At 44.8% G+C, this 17,613-nt stretch carries 24 protein-coding genes and 1 rRNA gene; 23 read left to right on the forward strand and 2 right to left on the reverse strand.

Annotation, left to right across the window (positions count from 1 at the left end):
* Window positions 1–7: 7 nt before the first annotated feature.
* From rpmD to CRO25_RS31560, 19 genes are all read left to right on the forward strand, one after another.
* Complete coding sequence (rpmD, locus tag CRO25_RS31470) at window positions 8–193, forward strand: 50S ribosomal protein L30 (protein WP_017692092.1); 186 nt, start codon at window positions 8–10, stop codon at window positions 191–193.
* 43 nt (window positions 194–236) lie between these two features.
* Window positions 237–677, forward strand: coding sequence for a 50S ribosomal protein L15 (gene rplO / locus CRO25_RS31475; protein ID WP_062836188.1), 441 nt, complete (start codon window positions 237–239; stop codon window positions 675–677).
* Window positions 677–1,975: a preprotein translocase subunit SecY gene (gene secY, locus CRO25_RS31480; RefSeq protein ID WP_063567428.1), complete on the forward strand. Its 1,299-nt coding sequence runs from the start codon at window positions 677–679 to the stop codon at window positions 1,973–1,975. The genes rplO and secY overlap by 1 nt, the downstream gene beginning before the upstream one ends.
* Before the next feature lie 90 nt (window positions 1,976–2,065).
* Window positions 2,066–2,710 carry an adenylate kinase gene (locus CRO25_RS31485; protein WP_024633570.1) on the forward strand — a complete coding sequence of 215 codons (645 nt, stop codon included), beginning with the start codon at window positions 2,066–2,068 and terminating at the stop codon, window positions 2,708–2,710.
* 4 nt (window positions 2,711–2,714) lie between these two features.
* A complete protein-coding gene (map, locus tag CRO25_RS31490; RefSeq protein WP_053779202.1) occupies window positions 2,715–3,467 on the forward strand; it encodes a type I methionyl aminopeptidase in 753 nt (250 codons plus the stop codon).
* A gap of 10 nt (window positions 3,468–3,477) precedes the next feature.
* Entirely contained in the window at window positions 3,478–3,786 is a 309-nt protein-coding gene (locus CRO25_RS31495; protein WP_024633568.1) for a KOW domain-containing RNA-binding protein, read from the forward strand.
* Window positions 3,787–3,789: 3 nt separating this feature from the next.
* Window positions 3,790–4,005, forward strand: coding sequence for a translation initiation factor IF-1 (gene infA / locus CRO25_RS31500; RefSeq protein WP_017692098.1), 216 nt, complete (start codon window positions 3,790–3,792; stop codon window positions 4,003–4,005).
* A 152-nt stretch (window positions 4,006–4,157) separates the two neighbouring features.
* Window positions 4,158–4,271, forward strand: a complete 114-nt coding sequence (gene rpmJ, locus CRO25_RS31505) for a 50S ribosomal protein L36 (protein ID WP_003333770.1) — start codon at window positions 4,158–4,160, stop codon at window positions 4,269–4,271.
* 20 nt (window positions 4,272–4,291) lie between these two features.
* Window positions 4,292–4,660 carry a 30S ribosomal protein S13 gene (gene rpsM, locus CRO25_RS31510; RefSeq protein WP_053779200.1) on the forward strand — a complete coding sequence of 123 codons (369 nt, stop codon included), beginning with the start codon at window positions 4,292–4,294 and terminating at the stop codon, window positions 4,658–4,660.
* Between the two features lie 19 nt (window positions 4,661–4,679).
* Window positions 4,680–5,075 carry a 30S ribosomal protein S11 gene (gene rpsK, locus CRO25_RS31515; RefSeq protein WP_017692100.1) on the forward strand — a complete coding sequence of 132 codons (396 nt, stop codon included), beginning with the start codon at window positions 4,680–4,682 and terminating at the stop codon, window positions 5,073–5,075.
* 136 nt (window positions 5,076–5,211) lie between these two features.
* Complete coding sequence (locus CRO25_RS31520; protein ID WP_017692101.1) at window positions 5,212–6,156, forward strand: DNA-directed RNA polymerase subunit alpha; 945 nt, start codon at window positions 5,212–5,214, stop codon at window positions 6,154–6,156.
* Window positions 6,157–6,190: 34 nt separating this feature from the next.
* A complete protein-coding gene (rplQ, locus tag CRO25_RS31525) occupies window positions 6,191–6,556 on the forward strand; it encodes a 50S ribosomal protein L17 (RefSeq protein ID WP_017692102.1) in 366 nt (121 codons plus the stop codon).
* A 159-nt stretch (window positions 6,557–6,715) separates the two neighbouring features.
* Window positions 6,716–7,489 carry a tRNA pseudouridine(38-40) synthase TruA gene (gene truA / locus CRO25_RS31530; RefSeq protein WP_017692103.1) on the forward strand — a complete coding sequence of 258 codons (774 nt, stop codon included), beginning with the start codon at window positions 6,716–6,718 and terminating at the stop codon, window positions 7,487–7,489.
* Between the two features lie 205 nt (window positions 7,490–7,694).
* Window positions 7,695–8,132, forward strand: a complete 438-nt coding sequence (gene rplM, locus CRO25_RS31535; RefSeq protein WP_024633564.1) for a 50S ribosomal protein L13 — start codon at window positions 7,695–7,697, stop codon at window positions 8,130–8,132.
* 19 nt (window positions 8,133–8,151) lie between these two features.
* A complete protein-coding gene (rpsI, locus tag CRO25_RS31540) occupies window positions 8,152–8,544 on the forward strand; it encodes a 30S ribosomal protein S9 (RefSeq protein WP_017692105.1) in 393 nt (130 codons plus the stop codon).
* Window positions 8,545–9,215: 671 nt separating this feature from the next.
* Window positions 9,216–9,908, forward strand: a complete 693-nt coding sequence (locus CRO25_RS31545; RefSeq protein WP_079697655.1) for a phosphoadenylyl-sulfate reductase — start codon at window positions 9,216–9,218, stop codon at window positions 9,906–9,908.
* Between the two features lie 85 nt (window positions 9,909–9,993).
* Window positions 9,994–11,163, forward strand: a complete 1,170-nt coding sequence (sat, locus tag CRO25_RS31550; protein WP_079697656.1) for a sulfate adenylyltransferase — start codon at window positions 9,994–9,996, stop codon at window positions 11,161–11,163.
* 68 nt (window positions 11,164–11,231) lie between these two features.
* Window positions 11,232–11,987 (forward strand): N-acetylmuramoyl-L-alanine amidase CwlD, encoded by a 756-nt coding sequence (cwlD, locus tag CRO25_RS31555; RefSeq protein ID WP_063567432.1) that lies wholly within the window; start codon window positions 11,232–11,234, stop codon window positions 11,985–11,987.
* Between the two features lie 79 nt (window positions 11,988–12,066).
* Window positions 12,067–13,167: an Mrp/NBP35 family ATP-binding protein gene (locus tag CRO25_RS31560; RefSeq protein WP_079697657.1), complete on the forward strand. Its 1,101-nt coding sequence runs from the start codon at window positions 12,067–12,069 to the stop codon at window positions 13,165–13,167.
* 95 nt (window positions 13,168–13,262) lie between these two features.
* On the opposite strand, the gene gerD is transcribed toward CRO25_RS31560, so the two are convergent.
* The gene (gerD, locus tag CRO25_RS31565; protein WP_063567434.1) at window positions 13,263–14,024 is read right to left on the reverse strand and encodes a spore germination lipoprotein GerD; all 762 of its coding nucleotides are present in this window, start codon (window positions 14,022–14,024) and stop codon (window positions 13,263–13,265) included.
* A 125-nt stretch (window positions 14,025–14,149) separates the two neighbouring features.
* Between gerD and CRO25_RS31570 the strand changes: the two genes are divergently transcribed.
* Complete coding sequence (locus CRO25_RS31570) at window positions 14,150–14,779, forward strand: KinB-signaling pathway activation protein (protein ID WP_063567435.1); 630 nt, start codon at window positions 14,150–14,152, stop codon at window positions 14,777–14,779.
* Window positions 14,780–14,920: 141 nt separating this feature from the next.
* On the opposite strand, the gene pdaB is transcribed toward CRO25_RS31570, so the two are convergent.
* Window positions 14,921–15,697 (reverse strand): polysaccharide deacetylase family sporulation protein PdaB, encoded by a 777-nt coding sequence (gene pdaB / locus CRO25_RS31575; RefSeq protein ID WP_063567436.1) that lies wholly within the window; start codon window positions 15,695–15,697, stop codon window positions 14,921–14,923.
* 121 nt (window positions 15,698–15,818) lie between these two features.
* Here pdaB and CRO25_RS31580 point away from each other — a divergent pair, with 121 nt between their 5' ends.
* The 3 genes from CRO25_RS31580 to CRO25_RS31590 all read left to right on the forward strand — a co-directional run.
* Complete coding sequence (locus CRO25_RS31580; protein WP_079697658.1) at window positions 15,819–16,436, forward strand: stage II sporulation protein M; 618 nt, start codon at window positions 15,819–15,821, stop codon at window positions 16,434–16,436.
* Window positions 16,437–16,646: 210 nt separating this feature from the next.
* On the forward strand, window positions 16,647–16,877 hold the full coding sequence (locus CRO25_RS31585) for a hypothetical protein (RefSeq protein WP_017692114.1): 231 nt from the start codon (window positions 16,647–16,649) through the stop codon (window positions 16,875–16,877).
* Window positions 16,878–17,421: 544 nt separating this feature from the next.
* Window positions 17,422–17,613, forward strand: a 16S ribosomal RNA gene (locus CRO25_RS31590); the annotation flags it as partial.

The following is a 17,613-nucleotide window of genomic DNA, read 5'->3' on the forward strand; positions in this document are numbered from 1 at the left end:
AATTCTCATGGCTAAATTAGAAATTACCCTCGTCCGCAGCTTGATCGGACGTCCGGAGACGCAAAGAACAACTGTGAAAACATTGGGTTTGCGCAAAATCAATAGCAAAGTGGTACAAAACGATAATCCTGCCATCCGTGGTATGATTAACAAAGTAAGCCACTTGGTTGCTGTTAAAGAAGTAGAAGCTTAAAAACGGGTTAATCCCACAAATCTTTAAGGAGGTGCAACGAACGATGAAGTTACATGAGCTTTCACCATCTCCTGGATCCCGCAAAGAACGTAAACGTCTTGGTCGCGGTCCAAGTAGTGGTACAGGTAAAACATCAGGTCGCGGTCACAAAGGACAAAACGCTCGTTCTGGCGGTGGAGTACGTCCAGGCTTCGAAGGTGGACAAAATCCATTGTATCGTCGCTTGCCAAAACGTGGTTTTGTAAACCCAACTCGCAAAGAATATGCAGTTGTGAATACTGAAGACCTGAACAGTTTTGCTGCGGGTACTGAAGTAACTCCAGAATTCTTGATGACGAACGGCGTAGTTAAAAACGCTAAATCCGGAATCAAAATCCTGGGTAACGGTGATGTCACTGTGAAGCTGACTGTTAAAGCTAACAAGTTTTCTCAATCTGCTATTGAGAAAATTGAAGCTGCCGGCGGTACAACTGAGGTGATTTAATGTTCAAGACCCTAAAGAATATCTGGCGGGTTGAAGATCTGCGCAAAAGGGTATTATTTACCCTTTTTGTACTGATCATTTACCGCATCGGCTCCTTTGTTCCCGTACCGGGAGTTAACAAAGATGTGTTCGAAGCGACAAATTCTGCGGGTAAAGAAGTTTTTGGACTTCTCAATACGTTCTCGGGTGGAGCGCTCTTCCAGTTCTCGATATTTGCGCTCGGGATCGTGCCTTACATCACTGCGTCTATCATAGTGCAGCTGCTTTCCATGGACGTTATTCCTAAATTAGCGGAGTGGGCAAAGCAGGGTGAACAAGGTAAGAAGAAATCTGCACAACTGACCCGTTATTTAACGGTAGGTCTGGCATTGATTCAAGCGTTTGGTACGTCGATCGGATTCAACCGCTTGTACAATACAGAAATGGTGCCTAACGCAACATTTGCAGATTATATCTTGATCGCAATTGTACTTACGGCCGGTACTTCATTCCTAATGTGGCTTGGTGAGCAGATCACCGAAAAGGGCATAGGAAACGGGATTTCGATTTTGATCTTTGCGGGTATCCTATCAACGGTACCTAATATTATCAAACAAACGATCGAATCCGACTTCATCCAAGCTGATCAACTGTTCATGAACATTCTTAAAGGGGTAATCGTCGCAATTGTTATTGTGCTGATTATCATAGGTGTCATTTACATCCAGCAGGCGATTCGGAAAATTCCTGTACAGTACGCTAAACGTGTCGTAGGTAACAAAATGTACGGTGGACAGAACACACATATCCCGCTGAAGATTAATGCAGCAGGTGTTATCCCTGTCATCTTTGCTTCATCTCTGTTGATGTTCCCATCGATCATCGCAAACTTCTGGGCTGATCGTACGTGGGCACAGTGGATCGGAGCCAATCTCACTACTCACAAACCTCTGGGTATGTTACTCTATGTAGTGATGATTTTCGGGTTCACATTCTTCTATACTTTTGTACAGATGAATCCACAGCAGATGGCTGACAACATGAAAAAGAACGGCGGTTACATCCCAGGCATTCGTCCGGGTAAAGCAACCGAGAAATATCTGACCCGTGTCATGACACGTTTGACAACGGCAGGTGCCATCTTCTTGGCAGTAATTTCCGTTCTGCCTGTAATCTTGGGGGCACTTTCTGGTTTGCCTCAATCAGCGCAAATTGGAGGAACTTCTCTCCTGATCGTTATCGGTGTTGCGCTGGATACCATGAAGCAAATCGAAAGCCAATTGATCAAACGCCACTACAAAGGTTTTATCAATAAATAGGCAATAGGTACCGGTCAAGCTAAGATTTACTTGCCGGCACCTATTGTGCTGTTTGTTGATGTAGGGTAGTCTTGGAGGGAGTGACATAACGTGAACATCCTATTCATGGGCCCTCCGGGGGCAGGAAAAGGAACGCAAGCAGACGTCATTGTGAAAGAGTTCGGTATTCCCCACATTTCAACAGGCGATGCATTTCGTCTGGCGATTAAGCAGGGAACTCCCATTGGCCTGAAAGCCAAAGAATATATGGATCAAGGATTGCTCGTACCAGATGATGTAACCATCGGCATTGTTGAAGAACGTTTGCAGCAGCCTGATTGCAGAGAAGGATTCCTCTTGGATGGATTTCCAAGAACCCTGTCTCAAGCAGAAGCGCTCGATGGCATTCTGGATCGACTGAACTCAGGTCTCGATCATGTAATCAACCTGAAAGTGGACCGCAACAAATTGCTCGCCCGTTTGACGGGTCGTCGTATTTGTAAGAACTGTGGCGCCACATATCATGTCGTGTTCAATCCGCCCAAGCAGGAAGGTATTTGTGATAAATGCGGCGGTGACTTGTACCAGCGCTCTGATGATAATGAAGAGAGCGTAGGCACACGTCTCGACGAATATATCAACAAAACAGCACCACTCCTCACATTTTATGAGAACAAAGGCCTTCTTCGTCAAATGGACGGAGAGCAGGATATCGATCAAGTTTCTCATGAAATCGTGTCCCTGCTGCGAGGTTAATTGAATGATCATTGGTAAGTCCGAAACGGAACTGGGCTTGATGAGGGAAGCAGGGAGAATTGTTGCGGAAACGCATCGTCTCTTGGCAGAGCATATCGCTCCCGGTATTACGACTGGAGAACTTGACCATATGGCCGATCAATACATCCGCAGTCAAGGAGCTGTGCCGTCTTTCAAAGGTTATAACGGTTTCCCTGCCAGTGTGTGCGCTTCAGTGAATGAAGAGTTGGTGCATGGATTTCCCGGCAAACGAAAGTTGAACGAGGGCGATATCGTTACGTTTGACATTGGCGCGCAGTACCAGGGTTATCACGGAGATTCCGCCTGGACTTATCCAGTCGGCCGTATTTCCGAAGAAGCCCGTCGTCTTCTGGACGTTACCGAGGCTTCGTTATACGCAGGTCTGGCGCTGGTAAAACCGGACGTTCGCTTGTTTACAATATCTCATGCGATTCAGAAATATATTGAAGATGAAGGGTTCTCGGTAGTACGTGAATATGTCGGTCACGGTATAGGAGCGGATCTGCACGAAGAACCACAGATTCCGAACTATGGTCTTCCTGATCGGGGACCACGGCTTAAAGCGGGCATGGTGCTGGCCATAGAGCCGATGGTTAACGCAGGTAGACGGTATGTGAAAACGTTGGAAGATAACTGGACTGTCGTCACTGTTGATGGATCGTTATGCGCCCACTTTGAACACACCGTAGCAGTTACACATGAAGGCATGGAAATTTTCACAAAACTGAATGCGTAGGTGATAAGGCATGAACAATCAGTCTAATCCGCAGCTCGGTCAACTTGTGAAGATCCGTAAAGGCCGCAATGCGGACCAAGCCGCAGTAATTGTTGCTATAGCGGACAGTAAGTTCGTATATATTGCGGATGGGGACAAACGTAAGTTTGATCAACCCAAGAAGAAGAATATTCTTCATCTTGAACTCCAGCCGATGATTAGCAGCGAGGTTGTAAACAGTTTAAACGAGAGTGGTCGGGTGACAAACGGAAAGCTCCGCTATGCGGTTCATTCGTTTCTGGAGTCCACCAACATTCAAGCTGAAGAGAAAGGAGACTGACTAATGGCCAAGGAAGATGTCATTGAAGTGGAAGGTACGGTTCTCGAACCGCTACCGAATGCAACGTTCAAGGTTGAGCTTGAGAACGGTCATCAAATTCTCGCTCACGTTTCCGGCAAGTTGCGGATGCACTTTATTCGTATCCTGACTGGAGACAAAGTAGTTGTTCAGTTATCACCTTATGATTTGACAAAAGGTCGTATAACTTACCGTAAATAGTAGTAGACAGTTGCAATGAACTGTGAAGCTTATGAAGCGGGTTTTGCCCGGCAAAACTTGCGAAAGCTTCGAAGCCGGTTTTACAATGGTAAAACAAGGTCAATGCTTACGAAGAGGGTTTTGCTTAGCAAAACTTTGAGGAGGTAATTCACATGAAGGTAAGACCTTCGGTCAAGCCGATTTGCGAAAAATGCAAAGTCATTCGCCGCAAAGGGAATGTTATGGTTATCTGTGAAAATCCGAAACACAAACAAAAACAAGGTTAAAGAAGGGGGTGTAGCGTAAAATGGCACGTATAGCTGGTGTGGATTTGCCACGTGATAAGCGCGTTGAGATCGCCTTGACTTATATTTTCGGAATCGGTAAAACGACTTCCCAGAAAATTCTGAGCACAACAGGCATCAATCGGGACACTCGTGTCCGTGATTTGACGGAAGATGAAGTCAGCAAATTGCGTGAAAGTATCGACAAAGAGGTCAAAGTAGAAGGTGACCTGCGTCGTGAAATCTCTTTGAATATTAAACGTTTGACGGAGATCGGTTGTTACCGTGGAGTTCGTCATCGTCGTGGTCTGCCTGTTCGTGGACAACGTACGAAAACGAATGCTCGTACTCGTAAAGGTCCTCGTCGTACTGTAGCGAACAAGAAGAAATAATAAGGGGGGATAAGAGAAAATGGCTAAACCGAAAAAAGTCGTACGTACTAAACGTCGTGACCGTAAAAATATTGAATCTGGCGTGGCACATATCCGCTCCACGTTCAATAACACTATCGTTACCATTACGGACCCTCACGGAAACGCAATTTCGTGGGCAAGCTCCGGCGGCCTCGGATTCAGAGGTTCCCGTAAATCGACTCCGTTTGCTGCACAAATGGCTGCTGAGACTGCTGCCAAAGCTGCAATGGAACATGGGATGAAAGCCGTTGAGGTTATGGTTAAAGGACCAGGCGCAGGCCGTGAAGCAGCGATCCGCTCTTTGCAAGCTGCTGGTCTTGAAGTTAACCTGATCAAAGACGTAACTCCAGTCCCGCATAACGGATGCCGTCCTCCAAAACGTCGTCGTGTCTAATGAGATTTGCCCCTGCGTGTGGTATATTTCCGGCACAATCTGCTAATAATGGTTGTTTAGGCATACTACTACATGTTTTCGCAAGAGAAGGTAAATGTTTCATAGAGGACCGACGTTTTGAAGGAGGGGTATTGCAGTGATTGAAATCGAAAAGCCGAAAATTGAGACGGTAGACGTCAACGATGATGGCACCTATGGGAAATTCGTAGTAGAACCGCTGGAGCGCGGATACGGTACGACGCTTGGAAACTCGCTTCGCCGAATCTTGCTCTCGTCACTGCCGGGTGCGGCAGTGTCTTCGGTTCAAATCGATGGCGTTCTGCATGAATTTGCTACAGTTCCTGGCGTAATGGAAGATGTTACGGAGGTCATTCTTAACCTGAAAGCTTTGTCGCTTAAAATTCATTCTGATGAGGAGAAAGTGCTCGAGATTGATGCTGAAGGCGAAGGAGCAATTACGGCTGGAGATATCCGTGCTGACTCCGATGTGGAAATCCTTAACCCGGATTTGCACATTGCTACGCTCGGACCAGGTTCGAGACTTCACATGCGTATTTTTGCCAATCGCGGTCGCGGCTACGTCCAGGCAGATCGGAATAAACGCGATGACCAGCCGATCGGCGTCATCCCAGTCGATTCCATCTTCACCCCGATCAGCCGCGTTAACTACGCTGTGGAAAATACGCGTGTCGGCCAAGTAACCAACTATGACAAGCTCACGTTGGAAGTTTGGACTGACGGAAGTATTCGTCCTGAAGAGGCTGTAAGCCTTGGCGCTAAAATTTTGACCGAGCATCTGATGCTCTTCGTGGGTCTTACAGACGAAGCGAAAGATGCAGAGATTATGGTCGAAAAAGAAGAAGACAAAAAAGAAAAAGTACTCGAAATGACGATCGAAGAGCTGGATCTCTCTGTTCGTTCCTACAACTGCCTCAAACGTGCCGGTATTAATACCGTACAAGAGCTGACTACGAAAACAGAAGAAGACATGATGAAAGTCCGTAACCTCGGACGCAAGTCTTTGGAAGAAGTTCAAGAGAAGCTTGAGGAACTTGGTTTGGGACTCCGTACAGAAGAATAGACAGCCGAGTGCTTGAAGTGAAGGAGGGAAAACAATGGCATACCAAAAGTTGGGCCGTAATTCCAGCGCACGTAAAGCTTTGTTCCGTGACCTGGTAACCGACCTGTTCTTATACGAACGCATTCAGACAACTGAAGCGAAAGCAAAAGAGGTTCGTTCTATTGCTGAAAAACTGATCACTAAAGCGAAAAAGGGAGATCTTCATGCCCGTCGCCAAGTGGCAGCTTATGTTCGCCGCGAAACTATCGATGGTGAGCAAGATGCAATCCAAAAACTGTTTAGCGAATTGTCCGGTCGTTACGCTGAGCGTCCAGGTGGATACACTCGTATCTTGAAACTGGGACCTCGTCGTGGTGACGCAGCGCCAATGGTTTACTTGGAACTGGTAGACCGCGCGTAAAACAGATGAGATGAGGAAAGGGGACAGAATCAACGATTCTGGATTAACCCTTTTTTTCTCTTCATTTCGGAATTCGTGCTGTAATAGAAGCTCCGTAAGGGGCTTCTTTTGCTGTTCGGGATAGGGATATGTATAGTATGGAACAAAGGTGTGGTAATAATGCGGAACTTATGTATGACGTTAACTTATGATGGCACTGCCTATTTCGGCTTCCAAGTACAGCCGGGTGGGAATACCATTCAGGATCATCTTGAAGATGCGATTCGTGCTTTAACCGGTGAGAAGGTTAAAATTACAGGTTCAGGCCGAACAGATGCAGGTGTCCACGCCCGCAGACAAATCTTCAATTTTCCTACGGAGTCCCAGATCCCGATTGAACGTTGGTGTATTGCACTCAACTCCAGATTACCCTCCGATATTGTCGTTATTGATGCGATTGAAGTTTCGGCTGATTTTCATTCTCGCTATGCAGCGAAAAAGAAAACGTATCGTTATACAGTCAATGCGAATCAATTTCCGGATGTATTCAACAGAAGACTGCAATATCATCATCATGCGAAGCTTGATATTATGGCAATGCAGGAGGGCTTACGACATTTCATAGGGACGTATGATTTTACCTCTTTTGCTTCACGCAAGTCTCAGAAAGAGAATCATGTTCGTTCGGTGTACGAAGCATGGATGGAAGTGGACCGATCAATGTGCAGAGACCATCCGCGCGATCAGGGTGTCATTCACATTTATGTGAGTGGTAACGGCTTTTTGCAGCATATGGTTCGTATCATTGTAGGTACACTGCTGGAGATCGGAGAGGGCAAACGGAAAGCCTCTGATGTACCAAATATGATTGCTGCATGTAATCGATCTGCTGCAGGACCTACTGCAGTTAGCTGCGGTTTAATGCTCTGGGATCTTGAATACAAAAAAGATTAAATTTGGTGAGTGAAAAGCTTAATTAACACTTGCGATTTAATCGCCTATCATGTAATATAAAAGTTGTGTTTTCTTAATGGCTTTCCCACAGCCCCAATTAAGAGGTTCACATCAAATTTACAATCCATCAACACCTAAAGTTATAACTTAACGAACGAAGATAAATGAAAATGATGATTTTGAACATTTTAAGGAGGAACTTTTCATGCGTACTACGTACATGGCGAAGCCTAACGAAGTTGAGCGCCAATGGCACATCATTGATGCTGAAGGCAAAACCCTCGGACGTTTGGCGAGCGAAGCGGCAGCTTTGATTCGCGGCAAACACAAGCCACAATTCACTCCACATGTGGACACTGGCGATTTCGTTGTTATCATCAATGCTGAGAAAATCGTATTGACTGGTAAGAAAATGCAAGGTAAAAAATACTACCGTCACTCAATGCACCCAGGTGGTTTGAAAGTAACTACAGCTGAAGAGATGGTTAAAAACAAACCTGAGCGTATGTTGGAATTGGCTGTTCGCGGTATGCTTCCTAAAACTCGCATGGGCGAGAAAATGAAGTTGAGACTTAAAGCGTACAGAGGCACTGAGCATCCACATGCAGCACAAAAACCAGAAGTTTACGAACTTCGCGGTTAATTAAAAGGAGGACAGTTTCATGGCACAAGTACAATACTATGGGACAGGTCGTCGTAAACATTCGGTAGCACGTGTTCGCCTTGTACCGGGTGAAGGACGCATTGTCATCAATAAACGTGATATTAATGAATACTTCGGTTTGGAAACACTCAAACTGATCGTAAAACAACCACTGAACTTGACAGAAACGCTCAACAACTATGACGTTCTTGTTATTGCTCATGGTGGCGGAATCTCCGGTCAAGCCGGCGCTATCCGTCATGGTATCTCCCGCGCTCTGTTGAAAGCAGATCCGGAATACCGTGCTTCCCTGAAAAAAGCAGGATTCCTGACTCGTGACCCACGGATGAAAGAGCGTAAAAAATACGGTCTCAAAGCCGCACGTCGCGCACCTCAGTTCTCCAAACGTTAATATGCATTACAAGCCTTTGGCCTCGGTCAAAGGCTTTTTTGTATTTACAGACCAATAGGTGTTATAAATGTTCTTTACTTTAGAAGATGCACCAAAGTAGCTTCGGGTTCCTCTGTATCGGTTAAAGTTTCTTCCTCCAGCTAATATCCCAGTAAACTCAACCCTCCTATAGCACAAAGATCAAATTTGCAGGTTAGGAACATCATAATGGATGTAATCATTCATTTTTCATTCTCAATTTTCATTAGTTTTTCTTATGGTTTTGATAAAGGTCCCTTACAATTGAAGAATAGGATTCCCGCATTTATCTCATTTATAAATCCTTTTCGTTTTTCTATATTCCATCGATTCTATAGAGTTATTCTATACATCGTTTTATCAAATTGGCACCATAAACCCAGCAGTGGCAAAGGATTTCAATGACGAAGAGATAAGGATAAAATAAAAATCGAAGACGTTACACATGGATGCTTTTATCCAAAAATCGTTTAAATGCATAATTAACACCAAATTATATTCAAAACGAACAACAAAAAAATGGGCCAAAACTGATGTTTTTTACCATATGGCAGGCATTGACATCCCCCATGAAAGATTTATACTATACATAATTCATATTAGATTAGTCGGCTTTAGTGATTGTTGAAATGCAGAATGGGGGAAATGCAGACATGAACTTGTTGGAGAAAGAAGAACTTGCACGGACGAAGGCTGAAGAATTGGAAAACGCAAGTCCAGAGGATATTATTCGTTATGCTATTGAGACGTTTCCAAATATCACTTTTGCATGCAGCTTCGGTGCGGAGGATGTTGTACTTGTAGATATGCTTCAGAAGATCAGCCCATCCACGGATATATTTTATCTAGATACTGATTTTCATTTTAAGGAGACATACGAAACTCGTGACAAAATGAAAGAGAAATACAATCTTGATTTTGTACGTGTGGCTCCGAAAATTACTCCGGCGGAGCAGGCAGCTCAACATGGAGAACAATTGTGGAAGTCGGATCCTAATGCTTGCTGTAATATTCGGAAGGTTGAGCCGCTGACACGTATTCTATCCCAGTATGATGCATGGATTACCGGTATTCGGAGAGATCAAGCACCGACACGTGCAAATTCCAAGAAGGTCGAATATGATGCTAAGTTTGGACTTATGAAGTTCAACCCGATTGCACACTGGACTACAGAGGATGTATGGGATTATATTCGTGTCAATAATGTCGTGTACAATCCGCTGCATGATCAAAATTACCCGAGTATCGGTTGTGAGTATTGCACACGTCAGGTTATGCCTGGAGAAGATCCACGTGCGGGACGCTGGTCGGGGAACGAAAAAACGGAATGTGGTCTTCATAAATAATTTATTCAGAATAAGTGATGGATATAATAATGCACTAGAATCATTCTTGATGATATAAAAAATGGTGAAACAGGGAGCTGACAAGATGACTTCGATTCTGCCTCATGGAGGTACGCTGATACAGCGTGTCGTACAAGGAGAAGAACGGGAACAATTATTACGAGAGAGTGAGAAACTGTCCTCTTTACGTATTAACAGCTGGACAATTTCGGATTTGGATCTCATTGGTGTGGGTGCATTCTCACCGCTTCAAGGTTTCATGAATGAAGAAGACTATCTTTCAGTTATATCTCGTATGCGTCTTGCTGACGGAACAGTCTGGAGTATCCCCATTACCTTAGCTGTAGATGAGCAGCAGGCTGCATCACTCCAGATCGGTGAGACTGTGGCACTTATTGGCGATAATGACGGAGTAACCTATGGATTGCTGGAAGTGAAGAGCTTATATAAAGTAGATCAGGGTGAAGAAGCACGTCGTGTCTTCAAGACGGATGATCCAGAGCACCCGGGTGTGAAGAAACTGCTGGAACGACCTGCAACTTATGTAGGAGGTCCAATTCAAGTGCTGAATCGTCCCAAACCGGCCAAGTTCGAACAGTTCTATTATGATCCTGCTGAGACACGGAAAACGTTCCAGGATAAAGGCTGGAAGACGGTTGTTGGTTTTCAGACGCGTAATCCGGTCCACCGTGCCCATGAGTACATTCAGAAGAGTGCAATGGAGATTGTGGACGCCCTGTTCTTAAACCCGCTTGTAGGCGAAACGAAGTCTGATGACGTGCCTGCCGATGTACGAATGAAGAGTTATCTGGTTTTGCTGGAGAACTATTATCCGGCTGATCGTGCGTTCCTAGGCGTATTCCCGGCGGCTATGCGGTATGCTGGCCCAAGAGAGGCCATTTTCCACGCAATGGTACGTAAAAATTATGGTTGTACTCACTTTATTGTAGGTCGCGACCATGCAGGTGTGGGTGACTATTACGGAACATATGAAGCGCAGGAGATCTTTACTAACTTCACACCGGAAGAACTCGGTATCACGCCTTTGTTCTTTGAACATAGTTTTTTCTGCACCAAATGTGGCAACATGGCATCAAGCAAAACCTGCCCGCATGATAAAGAACACCACATGGCTCTGTCTGGCACGAAAGTACGTGGGTTGCTACGAGATGGCCAATGCCCTCCACCTGAATTTACGCGCCCAGAGGTAGCTGAGGTGCTGATTGAAGGAATGGCAGAGCAAGTCCGCTCCTAACGGTATATTTGTCCATCTTGTCCCATATAGATGATTAGAGTCATTTAAAGGGACGAGGTGGTTTTTTTATGCGTAAAAATATGGGGAAGCACTTTGTGATCTGGATTAGGTTACGCACCATGAAGAGGGTCATGTTAAGCCTTTGTTTGCTTGCCATGTTTGTGGCGGTGGTGACGTATGAGTTGCCCTCCTCCAAGATGTCCGGTTACTGGGGGCTGCCATTAGCGGGAAAAGTCATAGCCATTGATGCAGGACATGGTGGACCAGATGGGGGAGCGGTGAGTAAGCAGGGAGTCATTGAGAAAGATATCAATTTATCCATTGCGCTGTACGTACGAGATTATCTGCAGCAAGCAGGGGCCTTGGTTGTGATGACCCGAGAAATAGACACCGATCTGGCTGCTTCAGATACCAAAGGGTACTCCAAACGCAAGACGGAAGATCTGAAACAAAGAGTAAGAAGAATCGAGGATAAGCAGGCAGATCTCTTTATCAGCATTCATATGAACAGTGTACCTTCGAACCGCTGGAGTGGCGCTCAAGTTTTTTATACACCCAATCATCCCGATAATGCAGGATTAGCCAATCTGCTTCAGCAAGAAATGATTCGTAATCTGGAAAATACAGATCGAATCGCGAAAACGGTAAATACCGTTTATTTGCTCCAGGCGTTAAAAATTCCCTCGGCACTTGTGGAGGTAGGGTTCCTTTCTCACCCGGAAGAGGCGCGTCTTCTTGCAGATGAAACCTATCAGCGTAAAGTGGCTGCATCCATCTATAACGGGATTCTCCGTTATTCGTCAGGAGAACGTCCTAAAAGTTAGTCACAATGAGAAAGGTAATGATATAATTGAATCAGCATACCTAATTACATGCCAATAGATAAAGCTGAGGTGCTGTCTGATGTTATCAAAAGAACAGATACTTGAACTATTGCAGCCGTTGCAGGAACCGCAATTGGGCGTAAGTTTGACTGAACTGCAGTGGGTCCGTGATGTCATGGTTAAAGAAAATCATGTTGCTCTTACTATGGTGACGCTGGAGAACCGCACAGAGGATACAACTGCTCTAAGCGATGCCGCGCGCAACCTGTTGTCCCAACACGGAGTGAATGATGTACATATTCGTCTGCGTGCAGCTTCAGAGCATGAGCGTGAGAGCCTGAACATAGGACAAGCGGATCATGAGGAAGACCAGGACGAAGTGCTTGTCAAAGGCCATGCAGCAGGGCTGGACGGACATGAGTTGTTAAGTCCTGAATCCGGCGTACGTTTTATTGCTGTTGCTAGTGGTAAAGGCGGCGTCGGCAAATCGACGGTAACCGTTAATTTGGCTGCAGCTCTGGCACGTCAAGGCAAGAAGGTTGGCTTGATTGATGCAGATATATATGGCTTCAGTGTACCTGACATGATGGGAATTGAGCAATATCCAGTCGTTGAGGACGGGGTTATCCAACCCGTTGAGCGTTTCGGCGTAAAAGTGATGTCGATGGGATTCTTTATTCGAGAGAATAACCCGGTGATCTGGCGTGGACCTATGTTGGGGCGGATGTTGCGCCAATTCTTTACCGATGTAAACTGGGGAGAGTTGGATTATATGCTGCTTGATCTGCCTCCGGGTACGGGGGATGTCGCACTAGACGTACACCAGATGCTGCCTCACAGCAAAGAAATCATCGTTACAACACCTCATGCAACCGCTGCCTTTGTAGCTGCACGTGCAGGTGCCATGGCCATTCAGACGGAACATGAGCTGCTTGGTGTGGTAGAGAACATGGCTTATTATGAATGTAGCAAATGCGGAGAGAAAGATTATGTATTTGGCCGGGGCGGTGGGGGGACTCTTGCCGAGAGTCTTCATACAGAGCTGCTTGCACAGATTCCACTGGGAGCGCCGGATAATCATATTTCGGAGCCGGATTTTTCACCATCCGTGTATAAAGCGGATTCAAGCATCGGTGCGATCTACGACGAGGTTGCCCAAACTGTTGATGCCAAGTTTTAAATTTTCTAATGACGTAAAATATATAAAAAGGCCCACATCCATGATGTGGGCTTTTTTCAACATGTGATAACTTTTAACTTTGAAGTATGATCAACTTACGATCCTCCATTACTTCCGTCGCCACCACTGTTACCATCACTACTACCGTCACTGCTGCCACTTCCGCCATCCCCATTGTCGTCTTTGCTTTGGCCCTCCTGTTTGCCGCCTTGTTCTGTTTTGGGTTGCAACTCATCCTGGACTACCTTTTTAAGCAAAGTCAGCACTTCCATCCGGAATAAAGGATTTTGCATGACTTCCTGCATAACGGTCATCGTTTGTTTACGATATTCGGGCGTTTTGGTCATATCCATAAACATCTTGGACACTTCAGGAGATTTCATGACATCCCCAATGGATTTTTGATACGTTGGATCTTTGATTAATTGCATATGCAGTTGCTTGCTTTGGGAGTTAATCACTTTGGCGAATTCACCTGCAAACTGTGGATCCGTCATAATTTTCTCGAATTCCTTCTGGTATTCAGGAGCCGTGATGGTATCTTTTACAGCTATACGTATTTGTTCTGAAGATTGCATAGGCATTAACATTTTCATACCCACTGTTCCAGATCCACCGCCAGAAGCTCCACTTTGGCCAGAAGCGCCGCCTTCGCCACCACCAGAAGAACTTTGTCCAGTGAGAGCTTCCTCGACCGCCTTTTTACCTTCGTCACTTTTGAGAATATCCACGACCATCGTTTTCATCTCTTTATAACCGCCCTGAGGAGGCGAATAATTCTGATCTGAGCCACAGCCGGCGAGCATGACGGATAGTCCAAGTACGACACAGCATAACTGCCACAAAGGCCGTTTCATGTGCACAACCCCTCCTTGATTAGATACTGGATGTAGTATGTGATGGGAAACCGCTAAATATGTTGAATGATGATGGTTTTTTGCTGTGAAGGTTGGTAAAATAAACTCTCGGGGGTGGAAAACATTTGAATTTACGTAAATGGTTTTTCCTATTTTGGTCAGCTTTGCTTATTGGGGCTGCAGGATCATTAGTGACGGGTCTAATTATGATGTTGGTTAATGGAGAAAAAACGAATGGAATGACCGATTTTTTAATTTATCTCCTGATCTTGTTTGGTTCCGGTATTATGATTAGCGTGTATTCGCAAATGGGTTTTTTCGCATACTTGATATTGAACTATATGGGCAAAGGTGTATTTTCGAAACGCAGTTGGCAAATTGTACAGATTGTTCTAACCGTTTTGGCGTTACTTGATGTCATGTTTTTACGTTTGTTTGTTGGTGGGGAACGAGAACGGCTATCCGATATTGTGCTTGGAATCATTATTTTGGCAGCTGGAATTGTTACCGCTTACGTAAAGGTGAAAAAGACACATATTTCGGCGCTGGTGCCTACACTCTTTTTCATGGTGGCTGTTACCGTGGTGGAAACGATCGGTGTGCTGCGAATTGATGTGAATGCGGCTACCATCTTTATTGTGGTTCCACTGTTAATCTGTAATGCATACCAAATGCTGATATTGCACAGGCTGGTAGATGGGTCCATGGAGCAGCGGGTGAGTGGAAAGACCGAGGTACAAGAAAGTCATGCGTAGCGATTATCTTAAAAAAAACGCCAAAAAGAGCTAACCTGGTTAGCTCTTTTCCATTTATGGCGCTTCAGCGCCTTTTTACAAGGCATGGAGTACAGAAGGGAAGTATACAGTTTGCCTCAGCAATACTGCTTTAATTAACGTTTACTGTGCACTGGCTTGGTCGCGAACTTCCGTACCTTTGACACTTGAATGGTTAAGCAGCTCAGAAACCGTCACGAATTCATACCCTTGATTTTTTAACTTGTCGATAATGACGGGTAATGCTTCATGCGTTTGTTTCGAGGAATCACTAGCGTGCAGCAGCACAATGTCACCAGGATGCGCCTTGCTAACTACACGATCAACAATGGTCTGTACACCAGGGTTCTTCCAATCCTGCGAATCGGTGTCCCATTGGACAACCTGATAATTCAGACTGCTGGCAACCTGGAGAACACGTTTGTCAAAGTCGCCATTAGGTAGACGCAGCAATTTCGGTTCTTTTCCCGTTAAATCGGTTAAAATGCTATGAGCTGTCGAAATTTCCTTGCGGATTTCCTCTTCAGTCAGGCTGCTGTAATTATCATGCTTGTGACCATGGCTGCCGATTTCGTATCCTGCGTCTTTGATGGCTGTTACAATCTCGGGGTGTGTCTTACTCCAGGGGGAGGACAAGAAGAAAGTGGCCTTCTGAACTTTATTTTCTTGGAGGACCTTCAGAATAGGCTCTGTCCTTTTATCTCCCCAGCTAATGTCAAAGGTGAGTGCAATAACCTTCTTCTCGGTTGGAACGCTGTATACGGCGGATGGTGCATCCTCCGAGAATACAGAAATATTGCCGCTCTCCAGATAAATAATCCCGATAGCAAAGACGGCAGCAACCAGCACAATCAGGAAACGTTTGATCTTTTTGCCGCTAAATACATAGAACGAGTTCATTTCAATAAGCGCCCCTCTCCCATAAGAAATGCTTGTTTACTCTCCAATGTATGCTCGTACCTCGCAGTTATTCGTATCAGACATTTGTTTGTCCAACATCTTGGTTCCACAGGAGGATATTATGTTAAAATTCAGTACATTTCTTAGAGCTTTAGGTTCCATTCGTGGTGCATTAATCTGGTCGATCGTATTGTTTGTTGTTGGAATAGGCACGGGATGGGTGAGTACAGGAACACTTGAGGATATATTGTTGAATCAAATCGGGGGACTAAGGGAGGTTAGTGAGCGGCTGGAGCAGGGGAACAATGTGCAATGGAACTTCTTCCTCTTTATCTTTTTCAATAACGCCATCAAAAGTGTACTCGTGATCTATGCCGGTATCTTCTTTGGCATTCTGCCTGTCGTTTTCCTGTTAATCAATGGCATGGTTATCGGTTTTCTGGTACACACTACAATGAACTATGGGGCCAGCTTCTTTGATATTGTTGTAAAAGGACTTCTTCCACATGGCATTATTGAAATTCCGGTAATTATTATCGCTTGTGCATTCGGTTTAAGGTTTGGTGGATTAGCTCTCAAAAGTCTTAGTCAATTTGGCGGGGAGAAACGAAATACGATTGGCAGCCAGTGGAGTGCTTTTATGCGCACAACGGTAACTGCATCCTTCTGGATTGTTATTTTGCTACTTGTTGCAGCGATTATCGAAAGTACACTTACCTACAGCCTGGTGCGAGGATAAATTTGTATGGGATGACATTCATAAATTTTCAGAAAGTTGACCATAACAATAAAACGGGTTTCAGTAGCAAATACCAAAGGACAAATAAAGATGATCCTGGGTTTGCTACTAAAACCGGCGCTGTCCGATATATAGCCTGAATTAAAGGGGCTCGAATATGACATACACTGGGACACGCCATTATCCATATGCAGAAAAAGGAGAACTCTAATGCTGGGTATGCTGTTTAACGAGAAGGAATGCAAGGAACTGGATTATGTATTGCGCAAAGAGCTTGATGAAATGCTGTTCGACTTAAGTGACAATCGTCTCGATCAAGAAATTAAATACGCCATAGCGAGTCGCTACAAGACTGTGTTCCGTATGTATGCGCGCTTTGCGCCACCCAAAGAGTTATCCAAATATGCTAGAGGCGGCAAACTAAAAAAATCCAAGCCATAATGATGTGGTCAGTGGGATGCTGAAGTTCACCATATAAGAGAGGTGCGGCCCGTAAAGCCAGCGCTGTACCTCAGACACCATGAATCAGTAATAGGTAGAATAGGCGGCTTTGAAAAGGGATATGAAACATTTTGTCGAAAAAGGGTTGACCTTTTTTGTTCAATATGATAAATTAATTTTCGTTCCTTTTTTAAGGAAAAGTTAACCGGAACAAGCGCTGGAATAAAGCGATTGAAAATAAATCGAAAAAAAGTGCTTGCAAAGTAAACTTAAACATGATATATTATAAAAGTCGCCGCTGAAATTACGGTGACAAAGAAAACAGAAGTAAATTGAATGTTTGATCTTTGAAAACTGAACAACGAGTGAGTAACGATCTTGCTTGCAAGATCGACGCTGAGAAATCGGTACACGTCTTCGGACTGTATGATTTCAAAGCAAAAATGAGATTTTTAATCTCGTCAGTTTCAAAATGAGCTCATCGCTCTTTTCAAATACTTGAGATGATTTTCATAGCGTTTAACCACGCTACTGAAATTCATCTTTATTGGAGAGTTTGATCCTGGCTCAGGACGAACGCTGGCGGCATGCCTAATACATGCAAGTCGAGCGGACTTGATGAGAAGCTTGCTTCTCGGATGGTTAGCGGCGGACGGGTGAGTAACACGTAGGCAACCTGCCCTCAAGTTTGGGACAACTACCGGAAACGGTAGCTAATACCGAATAGTTGTTTTCT

It is taken from the genome of Paenibacillus sp. RU5M (assembly GCF_900221055.1).
In the GTDB taxonomy this organism is placed as follows: domain Bacteria; phylum Bacillota; class Bacilli; order Paenibacillales; family Paenibacillaceae; genus Paenibacillus; species Paenibacillus marchantiae.